Source organism: Pseudomonas sp. NFX1 (assembly GCF_051123555.1).
Taxonomy (GTDB): Bacteria; Pseudomonadota; Gammaproteobacteria; order Pseudomonadales; family Pseudomonadaceae; genus Aquipseudomonas; species Aquipseudomonas capeferrum.
Genome location: NZ_CP169366.1, coordinates 1,158,546 through 1,184,571 on the forward strand (window position 1 = coordinate 1,158,546; position 26,026 = coordinate 1,184,571).

The 26,026-nt window shown below is 64.4% G+C and carries 23 protein-coding genes and 1 pseudogene; 10 read left to right on the plus strand and 14 right to left on the minus strand.

Translation table 11 applies throughout. The features are described 5' to 3' along the window. Window positions 1-14 precede the first annotated feature (14 nt). Genes DJ563_RS05125 through DJ563_RS05135 form a run of 3 tightly spaced genes read left to right on the plus strand, consistent with a single transcriptional unit; the run spans window position 15 to window position 2,904 of the window. On the plus strand, window positions 15-1,364 hold the full coding sequence (locus DJ563_RS05125) for an MFS transporter (protein WP_434518948.1): 1,350 nt from the start codon (window positions 15-17) through the stop codon (window positions 1,362-1,364). Beyond that, on the plus strand, window positions 1,361-2,101 hold the full coding sequence (locus DJ563_RS05130; protein ID WP_033697414.1) for an SDR family NAD(P)-dependent oxidoreductase: 741 nt from the start codon (window positions 1,361-1,363) through the stop codon (window positions 2,099-2,101). Before DJ563_RS05125 ends, DJ563_RS05130 begins: the two co-directional genes overlap by 4 nt. Continuing rightward, window positions 2,098-2,904 (plus strand): sugar phosphate isomerase/epimerase family protein, encoded by an 807-nt coding sequence (locus tag DJ563_RS05135; protein ID WP_434518949.1) that lies wholly within the window; start codon window positions 2,098-2,100, stop codon window positions 2,902-2,904. Before DJ563_RS05130 ends, DJ563_RS05135 begins: the two co-directional genes overlap by 4 nt. Here DJ563_RS05135 and DJ563_RS05140 read toward each other — a convergent pair. From DJ563_RS05140 to DJ563_RS05150, 3 genes and pseudogenes are all read right to left on the minus strand, one after another. Next, the gene (locus tag DJ563_RS05140) at window positions 2,895-3,311 is read right to left on the minus strand and encodes a RidA family protein (protein ID WP_033697417.1); all 417 of its coding nucleotides are present in this window, start codon (window positions 3,309-3,311) and stop codon (window positions 2,895-2,897) included. The genes DJ563_RS05135 and DJ563_RS05140 overlap by 10 nt on opposite strands. Then, window positions 3,311-4,715, minus strand: a pseudogene (locus DJ563_RS05145) (flavin-containing monooxygenase). The gene DJ563_RS05140 and the pseudogene DJ563_RS05145 overlap by 1 nt, the downstream one beginning before the upstream one ends. A gap of 14 nt (window positions 4,716-4,729) precedes the next feature. Continuing rightward, window positions 4,730-4,924: a hypothetical protein gene (locus tag DJ563_RS05150; RefSeq protein ID WP_152604624.1), complete on the minus strand. Its 195-nt coding sequence runs from the start codon at window positions 4,922-4,924 to the stop codon at window positions 4,730-4,732. Between DJ563_RS05150 and DJ563_RS05155 the strand changes: the two genes are divergently transcribed. Together DJ563_RS05155 and argE are read left to right on the plus strand one after the other, a co-directional pair. Beyond that, the gene (locus DJ563_RS05155) at window positions 4,923-5,597 is read left to right on the plus strand and encodes a DUF1028 domain-containing protein (RefSeq protein ID WP_033697421.1); all 675 of its coding nucleotides are present in this window, start codon (window positions 4,923-4,925) and stop codon (window positions 5,595-5,597) included. The genes DJ563_RS05150 and DJ563_RS05155 overlap by 2 nt on opposite strands. Continuing rightward, window positions 5,590-6,750 carry an acetylornithine deacetylase gene (argE, locus tag DJ563_RS05160; protein WP_274099660.1) on the plus strand — a complete coding sequence of 387 codons (1,161 nt, stop codon included), beginning with the start codon at window positions 5,590-5,592 and terminating at the stop codon, window positions 6,748-6,750. Before DJ563_RS05155 ends, argE begins: the two co-directional genes overlap by 8 nt. Before the next feature lie 47 nt (window positions 6,751-6,797). Here the strand turns inward: argE and DJ563_RS05165 are convergent, their stop codons facing one another. From DJ563_RS05165 to DJ563_RS05175, 3 genes are all read right to left on the minus strand, one after another. After that, window positions 6,798-8,066, minus strand: coding sequence for a carbohydrate porin (locus DJ563_RS05165; protein WP_434518950.1), 1,269 nt, complete (start codon window positions 8,064-8,066; stop codon window positions 6,798-6,800). A 108-nt stretch (window positions 8,067-8,174) separates the two neighbouring features. After that, complete coding sequence (locus DJ563_RS05170; protein WP_274099662.1) at window positions 8,175-10,592, minus strand: glucose/quinate/shikimate family membrane-bound PQQ-dependent dehydrogenase; 2,418 nt, start codon at window positions 10,590-10,592, stop codon at window positions 8,175-8,177. Window positions 10,593-10,848: 256 nt separating this feature from the next. Continuing rightward, on the minus strand, window positions 10,849-11,199 hold the full coding sequence (locus tag DJ563_RS05175; protein WP_274099663.1) for a cupin domain-containing protein: 351 nt from the start codon (window positions 11,197-11,199) through the stop codon (window positions 10,849-10,851). A 117-nt stretch (window positions 11,200-11,316) separates the two neighbouring features. Here DJ563_RS05175 and DJ563_RS05180 point away from each other — a divergent pair, with 117 nt between their 5' ends. Further along, a complete protein-coding gene (locus DJ563_RS05180; RefSeq protein ID WP_339469510.1) occupies window positions 11,317-12,216 on the plus strand; it encodes a LysR family transcriptional regulator in 900 nt (299 codons plus the stop codon). A 113-nt stretch (window positions 12,217-12,329) separates the two neighbouring features. Then, complete coding sequence (locus DJ563_RS05185; RefSeq protein ID WP_434518951.1) at window positions 12,330-13,532, plus strand: MFS transporter; 1,203 nt, start codon at window positions 12,330-12,332, stop codon at window positions 13,530-13,532. A 120-nt stretch (window positions 13,533-13,652) separates the two neighbouring features. Here the strand turns inward: DJ563_RS05185 and DJ563_RS05190 are convergent, their stop codons facing one another. Continuing rightward, window positions 13,653-14,264 (minus strand): LysE family translocator, encoded by a 612-nt coding sequence (locus DJ563_RS05190; RefSeq protein WP_434518952.1) that lies wholly within the window; start codon window positions 14,262-14,264, stop codon window positions 13,653-13,655. Window positions 14,265-14,365: 101 nt separating this feature from the next. On the opposite strand from DJ563_RS05190, the gene DJ563_RS05195 reads away from it, so the two are divergent. Next, on the plus strand, window positions 14,366-15,340 hold the full coding sequence (locus DJ563_RS05195) for a GlxA family transcriptional regulator (protein ID WP_434518953.1): 975 nt from the start codon (window positions 14,366-14,368) through the stop codon (window positions 15,338-15,340). A gap of 23 nt (window positions 15,341-15,363) precedes the next feature. On the opposite strand, the gene DJ563_RS05200 is transcribed toward DJ563_RS05195, so the two are convergent. Continuing rightward, entirely contained in the window at window positions 15,364-16,215 is an 852-nt protein-coding gene (locus DJ563_RS05200; protein WP_186660437.1) for a CAP domain-containing protein, read from the minus strand. Window positions 16,216-16,485: 270 nt separating this feature from the next. Between DJ563_RS05200 and DJ563_RS05205 the strand changes: the two genes are divergently transcribed. Continuing rightward, window positions 16,486-18,651 carry a TonB-dependent receptor gene (locus tag DJ563_RS05205; protein WP_434518954.1) on the plus strand — a complete coding sequence of 722 codons (2,166 nt, stop codon included), beginning with the start codon at window positions 16,486-16,488 and terminating at the stop codon, window positions 18,649-18,651. A 9-nt stretch (window positions 18,652-18,660) separates the two neighbouring features. Here DJ563_RS05205 and DJ563_RS05210 read toward each other — a convergent pair whose 3' ends face one another. The 5 genes from DJ563_RS05210 to DJ563_RS05230 form a co-directional block, all read right to left on the minus strand. After that, window positions 18,661-19,272 (minus strand): cell wall hydrolase, encoded by a 612-nt coding sequence (locus tag DJ563_RS05210; RefSeq protein WP_434518955.1) that lies wholly within the window; start codon window positions 19,270-19,272, stop codon window positions 18,661-18,663. A gap of 34 nt (window positions 19,273-19,306) precedes the next feature. Then, window positions 19,307-20,224, minus strand: coding sequence for an AEC family transporter (locus DJ563_RS05215; protein WP_434518956.1), 918 nt, complete (start codon window positions 20,222-20,224; stop codon window positions 19,307-19,309). A 110-nt stretch (window positions 20,225-20,334) separates the two neighbouring features. After that, a complete protein-coding gene (locus DJ563_RS05220; RefSeq protein ID WP_434518957.1) occupies window positions 20,335-21,198 on the minus strand; it encodes a LysR family transcriptional regulator in 864 nt (287 codons plus the stop codon). Between the two features lie 81 nt (window positions 21,199-21,279). Beyond that, window positions 21,280-22,128, minus strand: coding sequence for an ABC transporter permease (locus tag DJ563_RS05225; RefSeq protein WP_274099989.1), 849 nt, complete (start codon window positions 22,126-22,128; stop codon window positions 21,280-21,282). After that, complete coding sequence (locus DJ563_RS05230; protein ID WP_434518958.1) at window positions 22,125-23,141, minus strand: ABC transporter substrate-binding protein; 1,017 nt, start codon at window positions 23,139-23,141, stop codon at window positions 22,125-22,127. Before DJ563_RS05230 ends, DJ563_RS05225 begins: the two co-directional genes overlap by 4 nt. A gap of 186 nt (window positions 23,142-23,327) precedes the next feature. Here DJ563_RS05230 and DJ563_RS05235 point away from each other — a divergent pair, with 186 nt between their 5' ends. After that, window positions 23,328-25,256 (plus strand): S8 family serine peptidase, encoded by a 1,929-nt coding sequence (locus tag DJ563_RS05235; RefSeq protein WP_434518959.1) that lies wholly within the window; start codon window positions 23,328-23,330, stop codon window positions 25,254-25,256. Here the strand turns inward: DJ563_RS05235 and DJ563_RS05240 are convergent. Then, on the minus strand, window positions 25,253-26,008 hold the full coding sequence (locus DJ563_RS05240; RefSeq protein WP_371097434.1) for a methyl-accepting chemotaxis protein: 756 nt from the start codon (window positions 26,006-26,008) through the stop codon (window positions 25,253-25,255). The two genes, DJ563_RS05235 and DJ563_RS05240, sit on opposite strands and share 4 nt — an antisense overlap. Window positions 26,009-26,026: the final 18 nt, after the last annotated feature.

Below are 26,026 nucleotides of genomic sequence, written 5' to 3' on the forward strand. Positions count from 1 at the left end.
AGAGAGCAACCGTCATGAACACTGAGCAGAACATCGGCTTGGGGGTGTTGGACACCCCTGCACACCTGCAACAACGCACTCGCACGCGCTTCATGATCCTGGCGCTGATATCCGGCGGCACCATGATCAACTACCTCGACCGCAGCGTGATGGGCATTGCGGCGCCCAGTATCAGTGCCGACCTGGGCCTGAATGCGGCGATGATGGGGGTGATCTTTTCGGCGTTTTCCTGGACCTACGCGGCGGCGCAGATCCCGGGCGGGATCCTCATCGACCGGCTGGGTACGAAGTTCACCTACTGGCTGGCCTTGACGCTGTGGTCGCTGTTCACCGGCTTGCAAGGGTTGGCCCAGGGCTTTCTGTCGCTGTTGGGCATGCGTTTTCTGGTGGGGGTGACCGAAGCACCGTGCTTCCCCACCAACAGCCGCGTGGTGGCGACCTGGTTCCCGCAGAGTGAACGGGCCAGGGCGACCGGTATCTACACCTTCGCCGAGTACACCGGGCTGGCCTTTTTAACGCCGCTGCTGTTCTGGGTGCTGCATGCCTACGGCTGGCGTTTTCTGCTGATGGCGGTCGGGCTGATGGGCATCCTGTATGGCCTGGTCTGGTGGCGCAAATACCATGAACCGCACCAGTCCACCACGGCTAACCAGGCCGAACTCGACTACATCGCCGCCGGCGGCGGCGTGGTCGACGGTGGCCAGAAAGCCACGGTGTTCCGCTGGTCGCAGATCCCGGCGTTGCTCAAGCACCGCAACATGCTGGGTATCTGCCTGGGGCAGTTTGCCTGCAACTCGACCAACGTGTTCTTCCTGACCTGGTTTCCGACGTACCTGGTGACCGAGCGGCACATGCCGTGGCTGAAGGTCGGCTGGGTCGCAGTCCTGCCTTTCATCGCCGCGTCGCTGGGGACCCTGGTCGGCGGCTGGTTGTCCGACGCCTTGCTGCGCCGTGGCTACTCCCTGAACGTGGCGCGCAAGCTGCCGGTGATTGCCGGCCTGCTCACGGCCTCGGTCATTGTGTTGGCCAACTATGTCGAGTCCGACGCGCTGGTGATCGCCATTCTCTGCATCGCCTACTTTGCCCAGGGCATGTCGGCGCTGGCCTGGATGATCGTCTCCGATATCGCGCCCAAAGGCCTGCTGGGCTTGAGTGGCGGCCTGTTCAACCTGTTCGCCAACGCGGCGGGCATCGTCACCCCATTGACCATCGGCATCATCGTGTCAATGACCGGCTCGTTTGTCTGGGCCCTGGTCTTCGTGTCGTCGATCACCGTCCTGGGTGCGCTGTGTTACCTGTTCATGGTCAGCGACCTGCGTCGCCTGCCAGACGTTCCCTCTCTCGATAATGGAGCAAAGCAATGAGCCAATACCTGCAAGGGCAGACTGCAATCGTCACCGGCGGCATGCGTGGCATCGGCCTGGGCATTGCGCAGCGGTTGCACGCTGCGGGCGCCCAAGTGGTGATCTGGGACCTCGCGGTCGATGGCTGGGACGCGGCCGAGCAGGGTTTCGAGCCTGTGCTGCGTCAGTCGGTCGATGTGTCGTCTCTGGCCTCGGTTGAAGCGGCCTTCGCCCATGTGCTGGCGCAGGTCGGGCAGGTCGAGATCCTGGTCAACAACGCCGGTATCAATGGCCCGGTGGTGCCCGCGTGGGAATACCCGCCAGCGGCCTGGGACAAGGTCATCGCCATTGACCTGAACGGCGTGTTCTATTGCTGCCGCACTGCCATCCCGCACATGCGTGAGCGCGGCTACGGGCGCATCGTCAATGTCGCCTCGATGGCCGGCAAGGATGGCGTGCAATACATCTCGGCGTACTCGGCAGCCAAGGCAGGGGTGATCGCCTTCACCAAGGCCGCAGCCAAAGAGCTGGCGCAGGACGGCGTGTTGCTCAACTGCGTGGCGCCGGCCATGGTCGAAACGCCGCTGATGGCCGAGATGACCCCGGAGCACATTGCCGCGAGCAAGGCCAAGATCCCCATGGGGCGGTTCCTGAAGGTAGAGGAAATCGCCAACATGGTGAGCTGGATCGCCGGGCCCGAGTGCAGTTTCACTACCGGCTTCGTGTTCGACCTCAGCGGTGGGAGGGCGACCTATTGAGTGGCCTGGGTGTCGCTCACCTGACGGCGCTGGACCTGGCGCCTGCCGAGCTGGTGCGCGAGGCGCGCCGTGCCGGCTTCAGTTCGGTGGGGCTGCGCTTGCATCCGGTGCTGCCGGGTGCACTGGCCTACCCGGAAGCGGCGGGTAGCCAGGCGCTGCGTGAGCTCAAGGCGGTGATGGCGGGCGAGGGCGTGCGGGTCGCTGACATCGAGTTCGTGTCATTGACACCCGAGGTGGTGGTCGCCGATTACGAGCCGTTGCTGGCGGCAGGTGCAGAGCTGGGGGCGGTGAGCTTGACGGTGTCGGGGGATGACGCCGATTTCGCGCGGCTGACCGGGCACTTCGCGGCCTTGTGCGTGCTGGCGCGGGGTTATGGCCTGCGCGTGGACCTTGAGTTCATGCGCTGGCGGCCGGTGGCGACCGTGCAGCAGGCCTACAGCGTGGTGGCAGGGGCGGGGCAAGGCAACAGCGGTGTGTTGGTCGATGCCCTGCACTTGTTTCGCGCGGGTGGGCAGGTGGCAGACCTTGCCCACATCGACCCGCGTTACTTGCAGGCCGTGCAGTTGTGCGATGCGCCCCTGCAGGCGCCACCCGAGAGCGGCATCATCCAGGAAGCGCGCCAGGGCCGGCAGTTGCCGGGCGACGGGCAACTGCCGTTGGTGCAGTTGCTCGCAGCCTTGCCCAAAGGCGTCAGCCTCAGCGTTGAAGTGCCGTCAGCCCAGTTGCACGGGGCACAGCGGCTAACGGCGGCTGCGCGGGTAACGCAGGCCTGGCTGAGTGCGCAGGCGGTGGCTCAAGCCTGATCCGGCACCACGGCGATCACGTCGATCTCCATCAGCCACTCGGCCTGGGCAAGGCCTGCCACCACCAGCCCGGTGGAAATCGGGAACACGCCCTTGAGCCACTTGCCGACTTCCTTGTACACCGGCTCGCGGAAGCGCGGGTCGGTGATGTAGGTGGTGGTCTTGACGATGTGCGACAGGTCCGAGCCTGCCTCTTCAAGCAGCTGCTTGACGTTTTTCATCGCCTGTTCGGCTTGTGCCCGTGGGTCACCCAGGCCCACCAGTCGCCCTTCGAAGTCGGTGCCCACCTGGCCGCGTACGTAGACGGTGTTGCCGGCGCGCACTGCCTGGCACAGGTCGTTGTCCAGGGTCTGGTTGGGGTAGGTGACCTTGGTGTTGAACATGCGGATACGGGTATGGGTAGGCATCAGTGGGCTCCGAGGGTGCTGACGTTGCTGGTCGTGGGTTGTTGCTGGTCATCCGCTGCGCGTTGATCGCTGTCGCGGTAGGCCAGGTAGGTCCGTTGCGTGGCGATGTGGCCGGCGACGTGCTTGGCGTCGTGCCACACGCCCCAGATGAACGACGAGCCGCGGCGTGACAGCCAGGGCAGGCCGAGGAAGTACACGCCCGGCTCGCGGGCAACGCCGCGCTGGTGCTGAGGCTTGCCGTTGGCGTCGAATGTGTCGACCTGCAACCAGCTGAAGTCCACGCCATAGCCGGTGGCCCAGATGATGCTGCTGACGCCGGCCTTTATCAGGTCGAGTTCGAGCAGAGGGTTGCTGACGCACGCTGGGTCGGGCAGCCGCTCGCGAGCTGCGGGCTCTTCTGGCAGGTCCAGGCCGTTGCGTTCGATGTAGGCGTCGGCGGCATCGAGCAGGGCCAGGTAGTTCTCGTCGCCACGGCGAATGTTGTCCGCCAGGTTGTCCTGGAAGCGGGCAACGCCTTCGCTGAACGACTGAGTCAGGCCGACCAGGGTCATGCCTTGATGGGCGAGGGCACGGAAGTCCACGGTATGGCCGCCGCGTGCGCCGCTGACGGCAATGGTCACGTGCTCACGGCCGGGCTTGGCGATTTCGGCGTCCCACTCGCCCAGCACGCCCAGCCACCAGCAGAAGTCGCGGTTGCGGTAGGCCCGTGGCGGGCGGTCATGGGCGCCGACCGAGAGGTACACCTGGCGCCCGGCGCGCATCAGTTCTTCGGCGATCTGCACGCCCGAAGAACCCGCACCCACTACCAGCACGGCGCCTGCGGGCAACTGCTCGGGGTTGAAATAGGCGGCGGAGTGGATCTGGTGCAGACGTGGGTCTTGCGGCGCAATGGCCGGAATCACCGGGCGCTGGAACGGGCCGGTGGCGGCGACCACGCGGTTGGCGCGGATCACGCCCTCGTTGGTTTCGATGGTGAAGCCGGGGCGGTCGCTGTTACGCACCACTTTCTTCACTTCGATGCCGGTACGTACCGGCAGGTTGTACTTGCGCACGTACTGTTCGAAGTAGTCAGCGACCTGGTCCTTGCCGGCGAATGCATCGGCATCGAGGTTGAATTCGAGCCCCGGGAAGCGGTCATGCCAGACCGGGCCGTTGGCGACCAGCGAGTCCCAGCGGCCGGTGCGCCAGGCTTCGGCGATGCGGTTGCGCTCCAGTACCAGGTGCGGCACGCCGAGCTTGTTCAGGTGTTCACTCATGGCCACGCCGGCTTGGCCGGCGCCGACGACGAGGGTGTCGATTTCGATGTTGTTCAGAGTCATGTCCGAGCCCTTTTCTGGCGGTTTTTGTAAGGTCGGTTTGGAGGACCGCCGTTGCCTGGGGCCAGACTAGGGATGCAGCACAAATGGCGAAAATAGTATTTAGCTGGTGCTTGCCGATAAAACGGCGAAGGCCTTGATTCGCGTGGCTTGCAGCGGTGTTTTGGCGGTTTTTCGCAGCGCGGGCGAGGGGCTTAGTTTTTTCCTGCTCAAGCCCTCGGAAAAAGGTCGTTTCGCGTGCTGGATGCTTCCACCCAGAATGGCGTGCATTGGACAGAACAACAGGAGCCATGACATGACTTTCTCCATCATCGGTCGCTGCCAGGAAACCGGCCAGGTCGGTATCGCCATCAGTTCGTCGAGCATTGCGGTAGGGGCACGCTGCCCCTGGGTGCGTGCAGGTGTGGGGGCGGTCGCGACCCAGAACATCACCTTGCCGGCCCTCGGGCCGCAGCTGCTCGATGCCCTGGAGCAGGGGCAGCTGCCGCCTGCCGCGCTGGACCGGGTGCTCAATGCCAACGGCTGGAGCGAATACCGCCAGGTCACGGTGATCGACAGCCATGGCCAGGTCGCGCTGTTCACCGGCAAGCAGGCCCTGGGTGTACATGATGCCGTGGCGGGCGAGCAGTGCGCTGCGGCCGGTAACTTGCTGTCTTCCCGGCAGGTGATCGAGGCCATGGTGCACGCCTTCGAACAGGCCGAGGGGCATCTGGCCGACCGCCTGCTGGCGGCCATGCACGCGGCCATGGCGGCGGGGGGCGAGGCCGGCCCTGTGCACTCTGCGGCATTGAAGATTGCCGGGGAGCTGACCTGGCCCTTGGTGGACCTGCGTGTCGACTGGGCCGATGAGGACCCGATCGGTCAACTGGATGGCCTGTGGCAGGCCTATCGCCCTCAGATGCAGGACTACGTGACCCGCGCCCTCGACCCTACGGCAGCGCCAAGCTACGGGGTACCGGGGAATGAGTGAGTTCGCCAGCCGCGCGCTGCTTGCCCGGCTGATCGGCTTTGCCACGGTCAGCCGCGATTCCAACCTGGCGCTGATCGGCTTCATCGCTGACTACCTGGCGGGTCTTGGCGTGGAGTGCGAGTTGTTCCATAACGCCGAAGGCACCAAGGCCAACCTGTTTGCCACCATCGGCCCGCAGGACGTGGGCGGTGTGGTGCTGTCGGGGCACACCGACGTGGTACCGGTGGACGGCCAGGCCTGGACGGTCGAGCCGTTTGCCCTGAGCGAACGTGATGGGCGCTTGTACGGGCGCGGCGCTGCGGACATGAAGGGCTTCATTGCCTCGGTGCTGGCGGCGGTCCCGGCGTTTCTCGCGCGGCCTTTGCGTATGCCGCTGCACCTGGCGTTCTCCTATGACGAAGAAGTCGGTTGCCTGGGGGTACGTTCGATGCTCGCGGCGCTTGAACAGCGGCCCCATAAACCGCGGCTGTGCCTGATTGGCGAGCCGACCGAGCTCAAGCCGGTGCTAGGCCACAAGGGCAAGCTGGCCATGCGTTGCCAGGTCCATGGCGCGGCCTGCCATTCGGCCTATGCGCCTTATGGGGTGAATGCCATCGAGTATGCGGCGCGCCTGATCGGCAAGCTGGGCGAGATGGGTGAGGGGCTGGCGCAGCCCGAGCAGCATGACGCGCGTTTCGATCCGCCGTTCTCCACGGTGCAGACCGGCGTGATCAAGGGGGGCAGGGCGCTGAACATCGTGCCCGAGGAGTGCGAGTTCGACTTCGAGGTGCGCGCCTTGCCGGGCTTCGACGCGCAAGGCGTGGCTGACCAGTTGCAGGGCTACGCCGAGGCTGAGTTGCTGCCGCGCATGCGCGCCGTCAACGCGGGCGCCGATATCCGCCTGCAAGCACTCAGTGCCTACCCGGGGCTGGCCACGCCGGCTGACAGCGAGGCGGCGCAGCTGGTGGCGTTGCTCAGTGGTTCGCAAGCGTTCGGCACGGTAGCGTTCGGTACCGAAGGCGGCCTGTTCGATCAGGCTGGAATCCCGACGGTGGTCTGCGGGCCTGGCAGTATGGAGCAGGGTCACAAGCCGGACGAGTTTGTCAGTGTCGAGCAGTTGCAGGGGTGTGATGCCATGTTGCTGCGGCTGGTGGATTACCTGCGGCAGGGCTGAAAAACGGGGGCCGCGTTGCGGCCCCAGGATTCCACTGCCATTGAAGGTCAGAACGTCGCCTTGACCTGCAAACCGACGACCAACGCATTGTCGATGGCTTTGCCCGAAAACGCCCCAGGCTCGATGATGTACTGCACATCCGGCCGCAGGTTCAGCCAAGGGGTGGCCTGGTAGCCGTAGCTCAGTTCGATCAACTGTTCGGCGCTGTCGATGTCCGGGAACTGCTGGCCTGCGTCGAACGCGGCGTCTTCCAACACATCGCGGCTGCGCGGGTTAGGCACGGCGCGGCCATAGCCCAGGGCCACGGTATCGCGCGGGCGGCCTTCGAACGGTTTGTACAGCACCACGCCGGCGCCATACCACTTGGTGAACGGCGAAGCGGCCTTGCTCGATGCCGAGTACTGGCCAAAGGCATGCAGGCTGCGGCCCGGCGAGCCCTGGTCGTTCCACACGGCCTGGTCGATCAGCAGGTAATGGCCGCCACGGCCGGACACTTCCTTGTCGCTGTCGATACGTTTTACATCGGAGCTGTCGTAGTAGTAGCCCAGCTTGTACTCGCCTGGCAGCTCGCCTTGCAGTTTATACACCAGCTCCACCGGCACCACGGTGCCTGTGGTGTGCTTGGGCCCCAGGTGCCAGGCACGGCTGGAGTTGCCGTTGCTTTCGGGGTCGACGTTGAACGCCGCCACCCGCAGCTGCCAGGACGGCGACAGGTCGTATTTGACCCGCACGCCCAGGTGCGCGTTGGGGTAGTTGGTCCAGCCGCTGCCGCCGGACATGTTCAGCGGGTGTCCGCAGAAACCGGCGTTCATGAAGTTGCACAGAATGCCGCTGTCCAGGCCGCCGAGGTCGTTGCCCATGGCCATGTAGCCCAGCTTGACGTTGAGGACCGGGGTGAACAGGGTGCGCTCGTAGCTCAGTTCGGTCAGGCGGGTGTACAGGCCACCGAAGTTCTCCTGGATCGGCAGGCGGTTGCCCACCAGGTCTTCCGAGGCACTGTTGCCGCGGCGGTCGTTGATGGTCAGCTGAACCTTGCCGCCGTTCTCCAGGCCATACAGTTTCGACAGGTCGAACTGCACGCCTAGCTTGAGGTTCTGCGAGTAACGGGCCGAACGGTGCAGGCCACCGTGGGCGTTGTAGGCGGTTTCACCGCTGTAGTCGCCGGTGAACTTGACGCCGTCTTCTTCGAGCTGATGGCGCAGGCCACCCCAGTCACCGGTCATAGTGCTACGGTTCATGAGGTCGCCGTCGGCGAGGGCGCTGGTGCTGGCCAGGGCAAGCAGCAGGGAAGACGTGATGCGAATTGCGGATGGCATTGCGGGGTCTCGATTGATCTTTCAGGGCCTCATCGCTGGCAAGCCGGCCCCCACAGGTTCCGTGTAGGGCCTGTGGAGCCGGCTTGCCAGCGAGGGGGATGACGCGGTTTATGGCAGTGCGTAAGAAATCACGTAGTCGCCACGGTCAGTCGACTGACGCGCGCCACCGGCGGTGATCACCACATACTGCTTGCCGGTTTTCGGCGAAACGTAGGTCATTGGGCCACCCTGGCTACCCACCGGCAGGCGGGCCTTCCACACTTCATTACCGTTGCTGCTGTCGTAGGCGCGCAGGTAGAAGTCCTGGGTGCCGGCGATGAACACCAGGCCGCCTTGGGTCGACAGCGTGCCGCCCAGGGTGGGCAGGCCGATCTTGATCGGCAGGTGCATGCGGATACCCAGCGGGCCGGTGTCCTCGACGGTGCCGACCGGTACCTGCCAGGCGATCTGACGGGTTTTCATGTCGACGGCGGTGAGGGTGCCGAACGGCGGTGCCTGGCAGGGGATGCCGGCAACCGACAGGAAGCGGTTCTTGTTCACCGCATAAGGCGTGCCCTTGAGGGGTACGGCGCCCATGCCGGTGTTCAGTGCTTCGCCACCCGAAGCGGCATCGCCTTTGTTCTGCGACGGGATCATCTGGATCCACAGGCCCAGGCGCATGTCGTTGACGAAGATGAAACCATGTACCGGGTCGGTGGAAATGCTGCCCCAGTTCATGCCACCCAGCGAGCCCGGGAAGCTCAGCGACAGGTCGGTGCCTGGCGCGGTGTACAGGCCGTCGTAGCGCATTTTCTTGAAGTCGATGCGGCACAGCAGCTGGTCATACGGGGTAGCGCCCCACATGTCCGATTCGGTCAGGGTCTGCGCGCCGATCTGCGGCATGCCTACCGATTTCGGCTGGGTCGGGGAGTACGGCTCATTGGGGATGTTGCTCGGTTTGACCGGTACTTCGTCGACCTGGGTCAGCGGTTTGCCGGTGGCACGGTCAAGTACGTAGATCTGCCCGGCCTTGGTACCGATCACCACCGCAGGCACGGTCTTGCCGTCGTCCTTGGTGAAGTCGATCAGGCTTGGCTGCATCGGCAGGTCAAAATCCCAGAGGTCGTTGTGCACGGTCTGGTAAACCCATTTCTGATTGCCGGTGGTCGCATCCAGCGCCAGTACCGACGCACCGTAAGTGTGATCCAGCGTGTTGCGTTCAACGCCATAGATGTCGGTGGACGACGAACCCATCGGCAGGAACACGGTGTTCATGGCCGGGTCGTAGGACATCGGTGCCCAGCTGTTCGGGGTGCTGCGCACGTAGCTGCTGCCGTCGGCCGGGGCGTTGCGGTCTTCCGGGTTGCCTGGGTCGAAGGCCCAGCGCATGGCCCCGGTGATGACGTCGAAGCCACGGATCACGCCGCCTGGCATGTCGGTCTGGACGTTATCGGCAACGCGACCGCCAACCACCACGGTGGTACCGGCCATCAGCGGCGCGGACGACAGTTGGTAGAAGGAGTCCGGCACGTCACCCAGGCCGGCCATGAGGTTGACCTGGCCGTTGTTGCCGAAGCCCTGGCAGAACTCACCGGTGTCGGCGTCGACTGCAATCAGGCGGCCGTCGATGGTGTTGGTGAGCAAGCGGCGCTGGCAGTTGGCACCGGCCGCCACAGTGGCTGCGGCAATCGGCGAGCTGTTCGGCTGGGTCGGTTGGGCCAGCGGCGCGGTTGCGTCGAAGTAGGCCATGCCGCGGCAACGCTGCCAGACCTTGGACTGGGCGTTGATTGCGTTCTTCCACAGCTCTTTGCCGGTGTCGGCGTCGAGTGCGATCAGGTTGTTGTGCGGGGTGCAGATGAACACCTTGTTGCCAACCTGCAGCGGGGTCAGCTGGTCCTCGGCGCCGTTGCCGTCACTGATGGCGACGTCACCGGTGTGGTAGGTCCAGGCCACCTTCAGCTTGTTGACGTTGTCACGGTTGATCTGGTCGAGCGCAGCGAAGCGGCTGCCACCTTCGGTGTTGCCGTAGTGGGCCCAGTCCTTCTGCTCCTTGCCCGCTTCGACCGGGGTCATGCCAGGGCCTTTGCCGGTAGGGGCTACGCTTGGGTGGGCGACGAACATGTTGCCTGCAGCAACCACCAGCGCCACCGCCAGCACACCGGCGATGCCGTAGGCGCCACGCCCGGTGGTGCCGCCGTTGGCGCGGACCAGCAGCGGGTAGACCAGCGCCACCACCATACCGATCGCGGCGAACATGAACACGCGGGAGAACAGCGGCCAGAACACCAGGCCCGCGTCGATCAGTGCCCAGATCGCGGTGCCGACCAGGAATACAGCATACAGCCAGGCGCCGGCGACCTTGCGACGGGCGATGAGGATACCGGCGATGGCCATGGCCAGGCCGCCGATGAGGAAGTACCAGGAGCCGCCGAGGCCGGCCAGTTTGATGCCGCCAGCGGCCAGGAGCAGGCCGAGCAGGGCGACGATGACGCCCAGGCCGACCAGAATGAGGTTTGTGGCGCCAGAGGCGCGCGGCGTTTCTTTCATGCCAGGGATCTCAGCAGGTGGAATGTGCGCAGTTTAAGCCCTTAGCAAGCTAATTAACAAGTTAGTACAAAGTTTTGTGAGGCTGATTGTCGCAGGGCTGAACTTGCCAAGGTGTCGGCAAAAGTCTAGATCAGGCGCTGAAAATTGCAGTAAACAAGGCGTTCATGTGGGCTATGCAATCGGTACTCATACTTTGGTCGAGTCGCTGCCCGCGAAAGCCTGCAGCACCTGCAGGCCCCGATTGCATCGAACAGCCTCAGTCGGGCCACGGGTTGGTGCTGCTGTAGAACACCGCGAGCCAGACAGTCGGGGTACCGGGTGCGGTCCATTCCACGCGGTGGCGGTAATGCGCCGGGATGTCCAGGCAATCGCCGGGCTCCAGCAGCCGGGTATGGTTTTCATGCTCGAAGCGCAGGCCGGCTGCGCCGCTCAGCAGCACGATCCATTCACCTTCGGCCTGGTCGTACCAGTACCCCGGCGGGCTGCATTGGCCGCTCGAGACAATGCGCTCTATCCGCACACCGGGGCGGCTGAGCAGCTCGTCGACCCGCTCGGCAGAGGTTGGGTCGCAGGGCGGGAGGGGGTTGAGCACGTTGAGGGGCACCATGTGTCATCTCGTTCAAAGGGAGGTGCTTCCACTATGGACGTGATTGCCGGGCAGCGCGCTTCTTGACCCGCCCACTAGATTGTAGGACCGTTCCGAGTTTTCAACGATGGACGAAAAATGGACAAACTCCTGGCCATGAAGATGTTCGCGGCGACCGTCGATGCTCAGGGGTTTTCTGCAGCAGCGCGCAAGCTCGGGCTGGCGACATCGTCGGTGACACGCCTGGTCGATGCCCTGGAGGCGGAGCTTGGGGCGACCTTGTTGAACCGCTCCACCCGCCAGGTCAGCCTGACCGAGGCGGGCGCCCGCTACTACGCGCGTGCCCGGGGCATCTTCGAAGCGTTGGACGAAGCCGATGCCAGTGTCGCCGACCGGGGCGAGGAGCCGGTCGGCGTGCTGCGCCTGTGCCTGCCGGTGGAATTCGGGCGCCGGGTGATCGCGCCGCACCTGGGGGCGTTTCTGGCCAGGCACCCGGCCCTGGAGCTGGACATCGACCTGAGCGATCGCCTGGATGACTTGCTCGATGGCCGTTACGACCTGTCGATCCGCCTGGGCGACCCTGCGCCGAATGATGAGCTGGTTTGCCGCCCTCTGGGTCGGTTCGAGCGTTGGCTGGTGGCCAGCCCCGCCTACCTGAGCGGTCGCGAAACGCTGGCCCACCCGCAACAGTTGATGGAGCACGCCTGCCTGCGTTTTCGCTATGGGCAAAAAGCTCGCCCCTGGCGCCTGTCCCGCGGGCAGCAGGTGCTGGAGCTGGACGTGAGCGGGCCGCTGCGCAGCGCCAATGCCGACCTGTTGCGTGAAGCCGCGCTGGCGGGTAGCGGGATTGCCCTGCTGGCCGACTGGCTGGTGCGTGAGGATGTGGCTGGCGGCGCGCTGCAGCGCGTGTTCGCTGATTGGCAGGTCAGCCCCGGCACCGCCAATGACAGGATCAATGCGTTGTACTTGCCCAACCACCGCGGCTCGCGTCGGGTGCAGGCGTTCATCGGCTTCTGTGAAGGCTTGCTGGCCCCCTGAAACACCAGCGTTGCGCAGGGTGCAAAGCCCTGTTGCGTGCTGGCCGGATTCTCGCCTGCGGCACGCCTGGGTAAGGTGTGCGGCATATTCCGTCCCTTGTCGAGGCACATCGCATGAACCCCTCCCTAGCTGCAGAGCAGCCCTCGGTCATCGGCCTGAGCCGGGCCCTGGTGACACTGCTGGCGTTTTGTTGCGGCGCCATCGTCGCGAATATCTACTATGCCCAGCCCATCGTCGGGCTGATCGCGCCAGACCTGGGGCTTTCCAACGAGCATGCCAGCCTGATCGTTTCCCTCACCCAGCTGGGTTACGCGCTGGGCCTGCTGTTGCTGGTACCGCTGGCCGACCTGCTGGAAAACCGCCGGCTGATGATCGCCACTGCGGTGCTGGCCTGTATCAGCCTGCTGTTGGCAGGCACCAGCGGCAGTGGCCAGGGCCAGCTGTTTCTGGGCTATGCGCTGTTGATCGGGTTCAGTTCGGTGGCGGTGCAGATGCTGATCCCGCTGGCGGCGCACCTGGCACCCGAGCAGCAGCGTGGGCGTGTGGTCGGCAACATCATGGGCGGGTTGCTGTTGGGCATTCTGCTGGCACGGCCGTTGTCGAGCCTGGTGGCCGACCACTTCGGCTGGCGAACCGTGTTCATCGGCGCGGCGGGGGTGATGCTGGCGATCATCGTGCTGCTGGCCCTGACCCTGCCGCGGCGAGTGCCCGAGCACAAGGCCAGCTATGCCGCGCTGATGATGTCGCTGATCGCGCTGCTGCGCCGTTATCCGGTGCTGCGTCAGCGTTCGCTGTATCAGGCATTGATGTTCGCGGCCTTCAGCCTGTACTGGACCGCGGTGCCACTGGCGTTGGTAGGGGAATACGGCCTGTCGCAGAGCCAGATCGCGCTGTTTGCCCTGGTCGGTGCGGTGGGCGCCGTGGCCGCGCCCTTGGCCGGCCGCCTGGCCGATGCCGGGCATGCCCGTGCCGGTTCGCTGGCGGCCTTGCTGCTGGCGCCGGTGGCGCTGTTGATCGGGCTGACTTCGCCTGGCTTCAGCGTGATCGGCCTTGCACTGACAGGCGTGCTGTTGGACTTCGCGGTACAGATGAACATGGTCATAGGCCAGCGTGAAGTGTATGCCCTGGACCCGGCAAGCCGTGGGCGGCTGAACGCGGTGTACATGACCAGCATCTTTCTGGGCGGGGCGTTGGGCTCGGCGGTGGCCAGTGCGCTGTTTGCCGAGTTCGGCTGGCAGGGGGTAGCGCTGGTGGGCGCCGGGTTGCCTGGGGTGGCGTTGATTGTGTTCCTCATCCAGGCCCGGCGGGGTTGGTAGGAGCGGCCTTGCGTCGCGAAAGGGGCGCGTAGCGGCCCTAGATTTCAGCTTCGCCGCATAGATTGTCGGGGCCGCTGCGCAGCCCTTTCGCGACGCAAGGCCGCTCCTACAAACGGTCACTCAGCGGCCAAGGGGCAACGCCACGCCAATCACGGCGAACAATGTCCCGCAGCAGCGATTGAACCCTTTCCCGCCTTTGGCCAGCCAGGGCCGAATGCGAAATGCCAGCCGTGCCAGCAGGTACTCGACCACAAACTCCACGCTGGCAAAGGTCGCCGCCATCACCACGAACTGCAGCAACAGCCCCCGTTGGGGGTCGAGGAACTGCGGCAGGAACGCACCATAGAACAACAGCACCTTGGGGTTGGCCATGGCCGACAGCAGCCCCTGACGGAACAGGCTCGCATTGCTCAAGCGTGGGGTCTGCGGGGTCACCTCCAGGTGCAGCGCCGGGCTGCGCCACAGCTGCACACCCAGCCAGACCAGGTAGGCGCCACCCACCCACTTGAGGATGCCAAGCACCGATGCAGAGGTTCGCAGCAACGCACTGAGGCCGAACATCGCCAGGGCGATCAGGGCGCTGAAGCCGAATACCCCGCCAACGATGGTGAACAGGGTGCGGCGCGCGCCATACAGTGCACCGTGGGTCAAGGCCAGCAAACTGTTAGGGCCTGGGGTCAGCGACAGGCCAATGCTGGCCAGCAGGTAGATAAGCCAAGTGTCGAGTGCCATGGGCAATGCCTTGTAGATTCACAGGGCGCCAGTCTAGGCTACGACGACGTTTTTAGAGGGTATTATCTGGACATTCGATGGTTTGATCTGGACGCCCTGCGATGCCCCCTGATATCCGCCTGCTGATCGTGCCGCTGCCAGAATTCGCCTTGCTGCCGTTCGGGGCGTTTCTCGACAAGCTCCGCTTCAGCGCCGATGACGAAGACTACAGCCGTCAGCGCTACTGCAGCTGGACCCTGGCAGGACTGACCCGCGAGCCGGTGGCCGCCAGCAGTGGCGTGGTGGTGCAAGTAGAGGCCATCGCCGAACAGCTCGACCTGCACCCGTACGATTACCTGGTGCTGTTTGGCGGCCGCAATGCCATGGCCACCGCCGAGCTGGCACCGTCTTACAAGGGCTTGCTGAAACGGGCCGCCAAGGCGGGCGTCAAGCTGGTGGGTGTCGATAACGCGGCGTTTCTACTGGCCGCGTGCGGCCTGCTGGAGGGGCACGATGTGGTGGTCCACTGGCGGCATGAGGCTGAGTTCCGTGCCGCGTTCCCTCATCTGAAGGTCCTGCGCGATCAGCTTTATTGCATTCAAGGCGGGCGCATCACCTGCGCTGGGGGGACGGCGGCCATCGACCTGGCCGTGGAACTGTTGTCGCGCGCCTGTGGGCGGGCCCGAGCGCTGAAGGGCCTGGCCGACATGCTGGTGGACGAAACGCGCGATAGCCGCCACGCGTTGCGCTCGCTGGAGCAGGGGGCAGGGCAGGGGCGGCAGGTGCAACGCGCACTGGCGTTGATGCGCCATCACCTGGGCTCACCGTTGTCGGTCGAGCACCTGGCGGCAGAGCTGTGCATCAGCCGTCGGCAGCTCGATCGCCAGTTTCAGGCCAGCCAGGGCATGAGCGCCAAGGCCTGGTGGCTGGAAATGCGCTTGCAGCAGGCGCGCTGGCGGTTGCTCAATTCCAGCCACAGCCTGGCGCAGATTGCCGATGAAGTCGGGTTGGGCGATGCCAGCCACCTGGGCAAGTGCGTGCGGCGGCGGTTTGGCTGTACGGCGTTGCAACTGCGCAGCGGGGCGGCTGCTGGCTGAGGCCGCCCAGGCTGTTCAGGTGCTTATTGCGGGGTACCGAACAAGGCCGTCCAGTAGATACCGGCATCACTCTTCGGGTCCACCGCATAGGCGGCCCCCAACTCGCGGAAATCAGGGTTCATCAACGTAGCGCAATGCCCAGGGCTGGCCAGCCATCCGTCGACTACCTTGTGCGCGCTGTCGCGGCCGGCAGCGATGTTCTCGCCGACCTGCTGATACAGGTAACCGGCCAACTCCGCCCGATCGCCGGGGGTACGGCCGTCCTTGTCGATGTGGTCGAAGAAGTTCTGGTTGGCCATGGCCCGGGTGTGGTCGGCGGCCACGCCGGCCAAGGTGGTATTCCAGGTCAGCGCCGGGGCGCCAGCAAAGGGCTGGCCGCCGCACTGGCGCGGCAACTTGCGCGCAGCGTTGATTTCCTGCAGCACCTTCTGCCCCTCGGCTTGCCAGTCACCCAGGCGCCCGCTGAGCAACGGGCGGGCGAGGACGATGCGCCAGTCGCGTCCTTCCTGGCTGACGCCGATATCGACGAACTGCGGGTCGAGCACCACTTGGCAGAAACTTTCTTCGATGGCATGCATGGCCGCTTGTGCATCACGCGGGCCCGAGAGGCTGATCGCCTGCACGTTGACCATCGGGTAGGCAGCGCGGGTCATGGCCTGCTGCAAGTCGCGGGTGCCCTCGGGGGATAATGCCAGGCGGGTGTCGCTGTTGAGGGGGGGAAGCTCCAGCGACGCTTCGCCACCGCAAGGCTGGGCCTTGCTGCGGTAGGCATTGATCGAATCGATCAGTTGCCCCTCTTCGCCAGTCACGGCGAAGGCCCCGGTCGAGATGACCAGGCCCAGCGACAAGGCGGCAACAGATGACAGGACGCGCATGTGAATCTCCCTATGACTGGCAGCGTCGTGGTAAGCGCTGCTCATCCTACACAAGCCCAGGGTTTTTGGCCCGGTATCGTGTAAAGCAATGAAAACGCCGGCAATCGTTGCAGGCGGCAAAAGAGGGAGTAGACCACTGGTCGGCCAAAAAGTGCGATCACTTGGTAATCATTCTTAGTTTCGGCTAGAAACAATACTCAATCGCTTATACCCTATGCCCGCAGTTTCACCGTGCCAGGAAGGCCCCATCCCGTTATCGAGGCGCCTTGCATGGCACGATCCCGTCAGTATCAATCGACCCTTCTCGCCGTCTGCTGTTCCGTGGCCGTCACCGCCCAGGCGGCTGACGGTGTGATCCAGCTGGACGCCACCGCCATCAATGCCGAGTCCGCCAAGCGCAAGGGCGAAGCCCCGGAAGCCTTTGCCGGCGGCCAGGTTGCCCGTGGTGGGCAGATGGGCGTGCTGGGCAATCAGGACATGATGGACGTGCCGTTCACCATGACCAGCTACACCTCGCAACTGATCGAAGACCAGCAGGCCGAGGACATCGGCGATGTACTGCTCAACGACCCGTCGGTGCGCCAGTCGTTCGGTTTCGGCAACCAGTCGCAGGTCTTCGTCATCCGGGGTTTGCCGCTCAACGGGGATGATGTGGCATTCAATGGCCTGTATGGCGTGTTGCCCAGGCAGATGATCAGCACCGATGCCGTGGAGCGGGTCGAGCTGCTGAAAGGGCCGAACGCCTTTCTCAACGGCGCCAGCCCCACGGGTACTGGCCTGGGCGGTAACGTCAACCTGCAGCCCAAGCGTGCCGGCGATACGCCGACCCGCCGCTACACCCAGGACATCAGCAGCGATGGCCGCCTGGGTGAGCACCTGGACCTCGGCCAGCGCTTTGGTGAGGACAACCGCTTTGGCGTGCGCCTGAACCTGTCGCAACGTGAAGGCGAAACCGCAGTCGACGACCAGGACCAACGCAGCAAGCTGTTCATCGTCGGCCTCGACTACCGTGGCGACAAGCTGCGCCTGTCTACCGACATCGGCTATCAGAAACAGCGGGTCAACCATATGCGCAACTCGGTGCGCCTGGGGGCCGGCCTGAGCGATATACCCCGGGCGCCGGATGCCGACCATAATTATGGCCAGGACTGGGCCTGGACCGAGACCGAAGACACCTTCGGCATGGTCCGCGGCGATTACGACTTCAACGACAACTGGAGCGGTTACCTGGCGGGTGGCGTCAAGCACACCCACGAAAACGGTTTTTATGGCACGCCGATCCTCACTGACGCCGCCAGCGGTGCTGCAACCATCGGCGGTTCGAAAATCCCCCATAACGAAGACAACACCACCTTCATGGGCGGCATCAACGGCCGCTTGCAGACCGGCCCGGTCAGCCACCAACTGAACCTCGGCGCTGCCAGCATCTGGACCGAGCAAGAAAACGCGTTCGTCTTCTACAATTCGCAGGCCACCAACCTCTACCACACCGACCCGTTGCCCAAACCCACCACCCCCACCTTCACCGGTGGCAAGCTGGACGACCCTGGGGTCACCGGCAAGACGCGCAACCGCAGCCTTGCCGTGTCCGACACGCTGGGCCTGTTCGACAATACCTTGCTGGTCACCGTCGGCGTGCGGCGCCAGCAGTTGCGCGTCGAAGGCTATGCCTATGACGGCGAGGGGCCGGACCTTGGCCGCAACGCCTTCTACGATGAGTCGGTCACCACGCCTGTCTACGGCATCGTCTACAAGGTAAACCCGTCGATCTCGCTGTACGCCAACCGCATCGAAGGGCTCGCGCAAGGGGCGACTGCATCGGGCCAGGTGATCAATGCCGGGGAAGTGTTCCCGCCGGCCAAGACCAAGCAGGTCGAGGCCGGTGTCAAGCTCGACTACCAGACCTTCGGTGCCAACCTGGCGCTGTTCCGTATCGAGCGGCCCACCGACGGTTTTGTTCAGGGCGATGTATTCGTCCAGGATGGCGAGCAGGTCAACAAGGGCGTCGAACTGAGTGTGTTCGGCGAGCCGCTGCAGGGGCTGCGCTTGATGGCCGGCGGAACGCGCATGGACACCGAGCTGAAAAACACCCAGGGCGGGGCCGATGACGGCAACCATGCGGTCGGGGTGCCGACCTTCCAGTTGAACGCCAGCGTCGATTGGGACGTGCCTGGCTTGCAGGGCGTGGCGCTCAACGCCCGTATGCTACGTACCGGGGGGCAGTACGCCAACCCGGCCAACACCCTCAGCCTGCCGACCTGGAACCGCTTCGATGTGGGCGCACGCTACCGCTTCAAGGTGCAGCAAAAGGAGGTCACCCTGCGCATGAACGTGGAAAACCTCACCGACAAGAACTATTGGGCATCCGCCAACGGCGGCTACCTGACCCAGGGCGACCCGCGCCTGGTCAAGTTCTCCGGCTCGATTGACTTCTGACCGCGCCGATCAGCGGGCGAGCGCCTGGTGAGGCTTGTAGAACAGAAAGTGCGTGGTCTCGGCCGTCCTGCGGTAGGCCTTGGCCCACTGCGGGTGCACATTGCGGTCGTGAAAGTACAGCGCCCCGCCGGTGGGGTCCTTGAGCTGCTGGTTCAGCGCCTTGCGCGCGATCTCTTTGGCGATGTCGTAGCGTTGCGCCTCTTCAACCTGATCGGAGCGCCCGTCGCACCACCAGGAAAACTGGCAGGCCTTGGTCTCCACGCCCTGCTTGACGACGCCGCAGATGGTGTCCGGGAAGCCATCGTGGCCCAGGCGGTTGAGCACCACGCTGGCTACTGCGGTCATGTCCTTGGCGTCGGCACCCTTGGCTTCCCAATAGATGGTGCGGGCCAGGCAGGTGATGCTGTCGTCCAGCGGCGACTTGCCTGCCGGGTCGACGGCTTTCACCTCGCCCGGGGTGATGGTCTCGGCCTTTTTCGGTGGTGGGGCATCCTCCACCACCTTTTCCTCGAGCACTTCGGCCTTGTCTTCGGCGACAGCGGCCTTGGCTGCGTCAGCTGCGTGCACTGGGCCTGCAAGCAGGGCTGTGGTCAAACCGATCAGCATCCACGAAAGGCGCATGGCCGAGCTTCCGAACTGTGGGTTGAATCACAGTCTAGCCAAGCGTAAGCATTAGCACCAAAGGAAGGGTTGCGGCAGCGGCCACGGTCTGCAGGGCGATGATGGTGGCCATCAGCGGGGCGTTGCCGCCCATCTGCCTGGCCATCACATAGGAAGAGGATGCGGTAGGCAGCGCCTGGAACAGCACGGCCACCACTGCCGCCTGGCCACTCAGGCCAAGGATGCGGCACAGGCCCCAGGTGGTCAGTGGCATCACCAGAAACTTGAATGCCGAGGCTGCCATCAACGGGCGCACCTGTTGGCCGACGCGGGCGCCCCCCAGGGCCGCGCCCACGCACAGCAGGCCCAGGGGCAGGGCGGCCTGGCCGAGGGCCTTGACGGTAGGCTCAAGCCCTGCGGGCAAGCCAAGCCCGGTGACCCGCAGCAGCAGGCCGCCGGCACAGCCAACGATCAGCGGGTTGGCGAAAATCGCACGCAACACCGTGGCCGGTGAGCTGTGGCGGGCGCTGAAACGGGCGAACACCAGGACGCACAGCAGGTTGACCAAGGGCACGATGGCGGCATTGGCCACCGCCGCCAGGGCGATGCCGGCACTGCCATAGATACCGGCGGCCAGGGTGGCGCCGATGTAGTTGTTGAAGCGTACGCCACCTTGAAATACCGAGGTGAAATCGGCGCCGTCATGGTTGACCGCACCTTGGTAGAGCACCAACAGCAGGGCGCCGAGCAGGGTCGAGAGCATCAGCACACCGACCATGCCCAGCACCGGCACCCCGTCGAGGTTGGCAGTGGCCAGCCCGTGGAGGAACAGCGACGGCAACAGCACGTAATAGCTCAGGCGTTCGGCACCGGGCCAGAAGGTTTCGGCAAGAAAACCGCGAACACGCAGAAAGGTGCCCAAGGCGATCAGCAAGATGATCGGTAACAGCGTGGTCAGCAGCAGGTGGAGCATGGTCGGCCTTCCGTAGTCGGGTATGGCTAAAGCCTACGGGGACGCTTTGGTTTGGAAAAACGTTGTTTTCTTCAGTGACCGTTGAGAATAAATGCACAGTCTGCTCGGGTTCAGGCCTCAAGTGCCGTCTTCAACACCGCGCTCAAGTGGCGCCGCTGACTTTTTTCATGCTCCAGCAGCACCACCCGCCGCGTCAGTTGCGGCTCGCCAAAGGGCAGGCAGGTGGCCGCCGGCAAGCGTTGCAGGTCTTCGTCGGCCATGGGGATGATCGCCACCCCCAGGCCCATCACCGCCATGCATGCCAGGGCTTCCTGGCTGTCCAGTTCCATCTGTTCGCTCACTTGCAAGTGCTGGCGGCGCAGCTCCTGTTCGATCTGCCGCCCGGCCCAGGCGCGCTTGTCGAAGCGCAAAAACGGTTGGCTGGCCAACAGCGCTGGCAGGCTCTGGCCCGCCAGCTCGGGGCTGGCGATGGCCCAGAAGCGGTCAGCGAACAAGGGCGTGAAGACCAGGCTCTGGGGATAGGGGCTGATTGGCTCGGTGGTGATCGCCGCATCGAGTTCGCCGTCTTCGACGCGCCGCGCCAGTTCCGCCGACATGCCTGAAGCGACGCTGATATGCAGCTGCGGATGATGGGTCTTGATCCACAGCAGCGCCTTGGGCAAGCGCCGGGCCAGCACCGTGTGGATCGCCCCCAGGCGCAAGCGGCCGCGCAAGCTCGGGCCACTGGCCAAGGCGTCGGCCAATTCGTCATAGGCGCCGAGGATGCCCTCGGCGCGCGCCACCGCCAACTGGCCGGCTTCGGTCAGTACCACTTGGCGCCGGCTGCGATCGAACAGGCTGACCTGCAGCTCGTTTTCGAGGCTCTTGATGTGCAGGCTCACGGCTGAAGGGGTGAGGCTGAGCAGGTCGGCCGCTCGGGCAAAGGTGCCGTGGCGGGCGATGGTCACCAAGGTGCGCAGGGCTTTGAGGGACACGCTGAAAGGCTCCAGGGCTGAGCGGACGGTAGCGCATTGTCAGCGCCGGGCCGGTCGCCGGCAAGCCGGCAGATGCCGAGATCAGCGTTTGACCTGCCCATACGCCTGGCTGATGCGGTCAATCACCATGGCCAGTGCCACGATCGCCAGCCCCGCTTCGACGCCCTGGCCGACGTTGAGGGTCTGGATGCCGGCCAGTACATCCTCACCCAGGCCGCGCGCGCCGATCATCGAGGCCACCACCACCATCGACAACGCCATCATCACTGACTGGTTGAGGCCGGCCATGATGCTCGGCAGGGCCAACGGCAGGGCAATGCGCTGCAGCCTCTGCCAGCGGCTAGCGCCCAAACCGTGTGCGGCTTGCAGCAACGATGGGTCGATCTGCCGCAAGCCCAGCTCGGTCAGCCGCACCAGTGGCGGCAAGGCGTAGATCAGGGTGGCGAACACCGCCGGTACCTTGCCCAGGCCGAACAGCATGAGCACCGGGATCAGGTAGACGAAGGCGGGGAGTGTCTGCATCACATCCAGCACCGGCATCAACAGCCGCCGAGCCAGCGGGCGTGACGCCAGCAGGATGCCCAGCGGCACCCCGACCAGCACGCACAGGCCGGTACTGACCAGCACCAGGGCCAAGGTCTGCAGCAGCTTGTCCCACAGCCCGAGCACGCCGATCAAGGCCAGCAGGGCAACCATCGCCACGCTGCGCAGCACGCTGCGGCTGGCATGCCAGGCGAGCAGCCCGACCAGCAGCAACAGTGCCCACCAGGGCAGCAGGCGCAGCAGGTTCTCCAGGCTTACCAACAGTTGCAGCAGCTGGTCCGAGACGCTGCGCAGGTAATCGCCGTAGTTCAGCACCAGCCAGTCGACCAGCTGGTTGACGCGATTGGCGAAGGAAAATTGCAGCGCTTCGGGAAAGCCGCCACTCATAGGCTGCCCTCGACCTTGGCCGCGACCTCTGCGGGCACCCAGGCTTTCCAGACCTCTGGGTTGTCACGCAGGAAGGTGAGGGCAGCCTTGTTCGGTGGTGTGCGTTTTTCGCTCATCTCGGCCAGGGCGCGGTTAAGCCGATCGATCGGCAGGTCGACCTTTTCGAACACAGCCACCAAATCCGGGTAACCCTCGTGGAACGCCTTGGACACGCCAATCGACAATTTGGCCGGCAGTGACTGGCTGCCTTGCGGGTTGGGGTTGCTGGCATCTGTCAGGGTGGCCCAGGCCTGGGCATTGAAGGGCGGTTCTTGCAGGCGTATCAGTTTGTAGCGCCCCATCAATGGGGTCGGGTTCCAGTAGTAGAACAACACCGGTTGACCGCGCCGGATGGCAGAGCCGATTTCGGCATCCAGTGCCGCGCCGGAGCCACTGCGAAAGTTGCTATAGCTGTCGCTGAGCCCGTAGGCCTTGAGCTTCTGGCTGTTGACCGTTTCGGAGGTCCAGCCGCTGGGGCTGTTGAGGAAACGCCCTTTGCCCGGCGACTCGGGGTCGCGGAACACCTGCGGGTAGCGCTTGAGGTCATCGACACTGCGCAGGTCCGGCGCCAGGGCCTTGAGGTTGCGCGAAGGGTCGCCTTCGATCACGTAAGCCGGCACCCACCAGCCTTCCTCGGCGTGCTTGACGGTATCGCCCAGAGCGAACACTTGCCCGGCCTGTTCGGCCTTTACCCAGGCGGGGCTACGCCCGGCCCACTCCTCGGCGATCACCTGCAGGTCATTGCGGGCCAGCGCCACTTCCATGCTCACGGTGCTGCCAGGCAGGGTGTCGGTGGGGTAGCCATAACCCCGCTCGACGATCAGCCGCAGTATTTCGGTGGTCAGGGCGCCGCTTTCCCAACCAATGGCGCCAAAGTGAATGGGTGTGGTGCGCTCCGCTGAGGCGGCGCTGTCGGTGCTGGCCAGGCCGGCGGCGAGCAGCAGGCTGGCCAGCAACGTTGGAATTTTTTTCATCGGGGCCTCGTGGGTTGTCATTCCAGTTGCCGCGAAAGTGTAGCCGAAGGTACTTGTAGCCGAAGTTGCTGCGGCCCCTGCTGCACCAGCAGGAACCGCTTCTGTCTAGGCGCGTTGGATACAGGTTGCAAGGCTATGTACCTGTGCCCGCGGCCGCTGGGCACGTAGCGCTGACAGGAGTACGCAATGGGTTTCAATCTGGATTTCGTGTATTACCGCAACTTCACGTTCGATGGGAAGTTTCATGTGCGTTGCACAGGGGACGACCTGCACAAGGTCAAATCCATCCAGTATCTACTTGAGCGCGAGGTCCCCGAAGGTGTGGTTCAGCTGGATGGCGTTAACGTGCTTTCACAGGCTCACAGTGGCACGGTCGCCAATCATGGATGCCCTGCCACCCTCAGTTGCGAGGTGCTGGCAGGTACCTACAGGATCACCCCGCTGGTCACGCTGATCGACAGCGAAGTCATCAAGCTGGACCTGGACGCTGATGCAGACGCTACCTTGCGTGAGGGGCCATTGCTGATCGAGGTCAGTGAAGGTGAGCTGACCCGGCGCATTCTTGATACGGTGCCGCTGCCGTCGTCCAGTACCCGGCGAAGGCGGGCCGCGCAGGAGGGCGCAACGCTCCCGCCTCTGCCTGAAGGGCAGCGTTACCCCGCGCTGATTCTGGTGTTCAGTGTAGGAGGGCATGCGCGTTTCATGGCCGATGTGCAAGCTGATGCCAGCTCGTCATTGGCCCATGATTGGCCCGGCCTCAAGCAAATCATTGACCTGCAGCCGTTTCTGGAACCTCACGAGCGTGAGGATGAGCACTTGCAGGTACTCGCCAACCACTACTGGGTCGAGCAGCCGCAGGGCATGCCCAATGCAACCTTCAGCGCACTGGTCCAGAGCCTGAATGGGCTTGAGTACGTCGAAGACACCGCACTGCTCCCCGCGCAACTCGAACAGGGCAATCTGCTGGCCTTCGCTGCTGCCGCTGTCATCGCGACACTGCTGACCGGCGGTGCCTACGTCGCTGGCACCAATGCCAATGAGCAATCGCAGCCTACACCCGACTATGAAGCGTTGCAGCGCTACCTGAACGAGCCAGACAGCAGCGCCAAAGGCTTGAACATCCGCAACGCATGGCAGGCAGGCGTACTGGGCAGAGGTGTACGCGTGCATTTCTCCGACGGTGGGCTCTATGCCAATCATGAAGACTTGCGTGGTAACCCCAGGCTGAAAGTCATCCCGCCAACAGTCGATTCGGAGCCTGACCACGGCACGGCTTCGGTGGGGGTGTTGCTGGCACATGACAATGGGTTGGGCATGACCGGTATTTGCCATGCCGCGGAGTTGTTCCTGTATGACAACCGTGCCTACGATGCACGTGGGTATTCTCAGACACTGAAAAAGCTGCTGGCTTATGCAAGGGCTGGCGATATCGTTGGCGTCAACCGCCAGACAGCCAATGTGAATGTCCTGGGGACCTTCCTGCCTTCTTTGCATGACAGGACCTGGTGGGATGTCACCCGGTCGCTGACCGAGCGAGGCGCCGTGGTGCTCAATGCGGCCAGCAATGGTACCAGTGTGGCTGATCAGAACGCCCGCACGACTCAAGGTTACGGCGTCGACCTGGAGCAGTGGCGTTACTTCGACGACCATGGTGACGCCAACGCGATTCTGGTGGGCGCCTGCCATTCCTGGGATGGCAAGCCGCATAGTTACTCCAATTACAACTACCGCTACCGCATGCTCAATGCCTGGGGTGACAGCGTCGCAACGCTAGGGTATGGGGCACTGCAGGACAAGAACGGGCACGATCGCGACTACACCAGCACCTATGGGGGTACCTCCAGTGCCACGCCGATGGTGACCGGTGCCCTGGCCTTGATCCAGTCGTATGCCATCGAGCAGCACCACCTGTACCTGAACGCCGACCAGATGCACTTGCTGGTCATGCAGTCGGGGTACAAGGACGCCACGTTGCCCGACGCCAGCAGGTTACCCATGGGCGCCCGGCCGAATGTGCTGGGCGCCTTGCTGTTGCTCGATCAAATCCTCCAGGCCGGTCGGTTTCACCTGCCGGACGATGGTGTCTGCGGCGACGAGTGCGCGCCGCAGGCCTAGACCCGGAACTGATCCATCAATGCCTGCTGCTGGTTGGCCAGGCTATTGAGCGACTGGCTGACCCGCGCCGATTCGTTGGCCTGCCCCGACAGCGACTCGGTCACATCACGAATGGTCGCGACGTTGCTGTTGATCTCCTCGGCCACTGCGCTTTGCTCTTCGGCGGCCGAGGCGATCTGCAGGTTCATGTCGGTGATCACGGTCACTGCTTGGCCGATGCGCTGCAGCGCGGTGACGGCCTGGCCGACCTGTTCCACGCCACCCTGGGCCTGGCGGTGGCTGTTGTCCATGGCGCCGACCACTTCGCGGGTACCGGCTTGCAAGGCTTCGATCACCTGGCGGGTTTCTTCCACCGACTCCTGGGTGCGTCGGGCCAGGTTGCGCACTTCATCGGCGACCACGGCAAAACCACGGCCTGCCTCGCCGGCGCGGGCGGCTTCGATCGCTGCGTTGAGCGCCAGCAGGTTGGTCTGTTCGGCGATCGAGCGGATCACTTCCAGCACCGACCCGATCTTCTCGCTGTTCTGCGCCAGGCCTTCGACTTCGGCCATGGCGTTGTTCATGTCGGCAGCCAGGGCGTCGATGCTGTGGGTGGTGCGGTCGATCACGGCCAGCCCTTCACGGGTGGCCTGGTCGGCTTCACGGGCCGCCTGCGCGGCCTGGGCGGCGCTGCGGGCAACGTCCTGGGCGGTGGCGCTCATCTCGTGCGAGGCAGTCGCCACCTGGTCGACCTGGCGGTACTGCTGCTCCATGCCGGCGCTGGTTTCGCT

What these genes read in the sequence shown, in the direction of transcription:
- DJ563_RS05125 (WP_434518948.1), top strand. Translation starts at nt 15, where the DNA reads ATGAACACTGAGCAGAACATCGGCTTGGGGGTGTTGGACACCCCTGCA.
- DJ563_RS05130 (WP_033697414.1), top strand. Translation starts at nt 1,361, where the DNA reads ATGAGCCAATACCTGCAAGGGCAGACTGCAATCGTCACCGGCGGCATG.
- DJ563_RS05140 (WP_033697417.1), bottom strand. Translation starts at nt 3,311, where the DNA reads ATGCCTACCCATACCCGTATCCGCATGTTCAACACCAAGGTCACCTAC.
- DJ563_RS05155 (WP_033697421.1), top strand. Translation starts at nt 4,923, where the DNA reads ATGACTTTCTCCATCATCGGTCGCTGCCAGGAAACCGGCCAGGTCGGT.
- DJ563_RS05150 (WP_152604624.1), bottom strand. Translation starts at nt 4,924, where the DNA reads ATGTCATGGCTCCTGTTGTTCTGTCCAATGCACGCCATTCTGGGTGGA.
- argE (WP_274099660.1), top strand. Translation starts at nt 5,590, where the DNA reads ATGAGTGAGTTCGCCAGCCGCGCGCTGCTTGCCCGGCTGATCGGCTTT.
- DJ563_RS05165 (WP_434518950.1), bottom strand. Translation starts at nt 8,066, where the DNA reads ATGCCATCCGCAATTCGCATCACGTCTTCCCTGCTGCTTGCCCTGGCC.
- DJ563_RS05170 (WP_274099662.1), bottom strand. Translation starts at nt 10,592, where the DNA reads ATGAAAGAAACGCCGCGCGCCTCTGGCGCCACAAACCTCATTCTGGTC.
- DJ563_RS05175 (WP_274099663.1), bottom strand. Translation starts at nt 11,199, where the DNA reads ATGGTGCCCCTCAACGTGCTCAACCCCCTCCCGCCCTGCGACCCAACC.
- DJ563_RS05180 (WP_339469510.1), top strand. Translation starts at nt 11,317, where the DNA reads ATGGACAAACTCCTGGCCATGAAGATGTTCGCGGCGACCGTCGATGCT.
- DJ563_RS05185 (WP_434518951.1), top strand. Translation starts at nt 12,330, where the DNA reads ATGAACCCCTCCCTAGCTGCAGAGCAGCCCTCGGTCATCGGCCTGAGC.
- DJ563_RS05190 (WP_434518952.1), bottom strand. Translation starts at nt 14,264, where the DNA reads ATGGCACTCGACACTTGGCTTATCTACCTGCTGGCCAGCATTGGCCTG.
- DJ563_RS05195 (WP_434518953.1), top strand. Translation starts at nt 14,366, where the DNA reads ATGCCCCCTGATATCCGCCTGCTGATCGTGCCGCTGCCAGAATTCGCC.
- DJ563_RS05200 (WP_186660437.1), bottom strand. Translation starts at nt 16,215, where the DNA reads ATGCGCGTCCTGTCATCTGTTGCCGCCTTGTCGCTGGGCCTGGTCATC.
- DJ563_RS05205 (WP_434518954.1), top strand. Translation starts at nt 16,486, where the DNA reads ATGGCACGATCCCGTCAGTATCAATCGACCCTTCTCGCCGTCTGCTGT.
- DJ563_RS05210 (WP_434518955.1), bottom strand. Translation starts at nt 19,272, where the DNA reads ATGCGCCTTTCGTGGATGCTGATCGGTTTGACCACAGCCCTGCTTGCA.
- DJ563_RS05215 (WP_434518956.1), bottom strand. Translation starts at nt 20,224, where the DNA reads ATGCTCCACCTGCTGCTGACCACGCTGTTACCGATCATCTTGCTGATC.
- DJ563_RS05225 (WP_274099989.1), bottom strand. Translation starts at nt 22,128, where the DNA reads ATGAGTGGCGGCTTTCCCGAAGCGCTGCAATTTTCCTTCGCCAATCGC.
- DJ563_RS05230 (WP_434518958.1), bottom strand. Translation starts at nt 23,141, where the DNA reads ATGAAAAAAATTCCAACGTTGCTGGCCAGCCTGCTGCTCGCCGCCGGC.
- DJ563_RS05235 (WP_434518959.1), top strand. Translation starts at nt 23,328, where the DNA reads ATGGGTTTCAATCTGGATTTCGTGTATTACCGCAACTTCACGTTCGAT.
- DJ563_RS05240 (WP_371097434.1), bottom strand. Translation starts at nt 26,008, where the DNA reads ATGGAGCAGCAGTACCGCCAGGTCGACCAGGTGGCGACTGCCTCGCAC.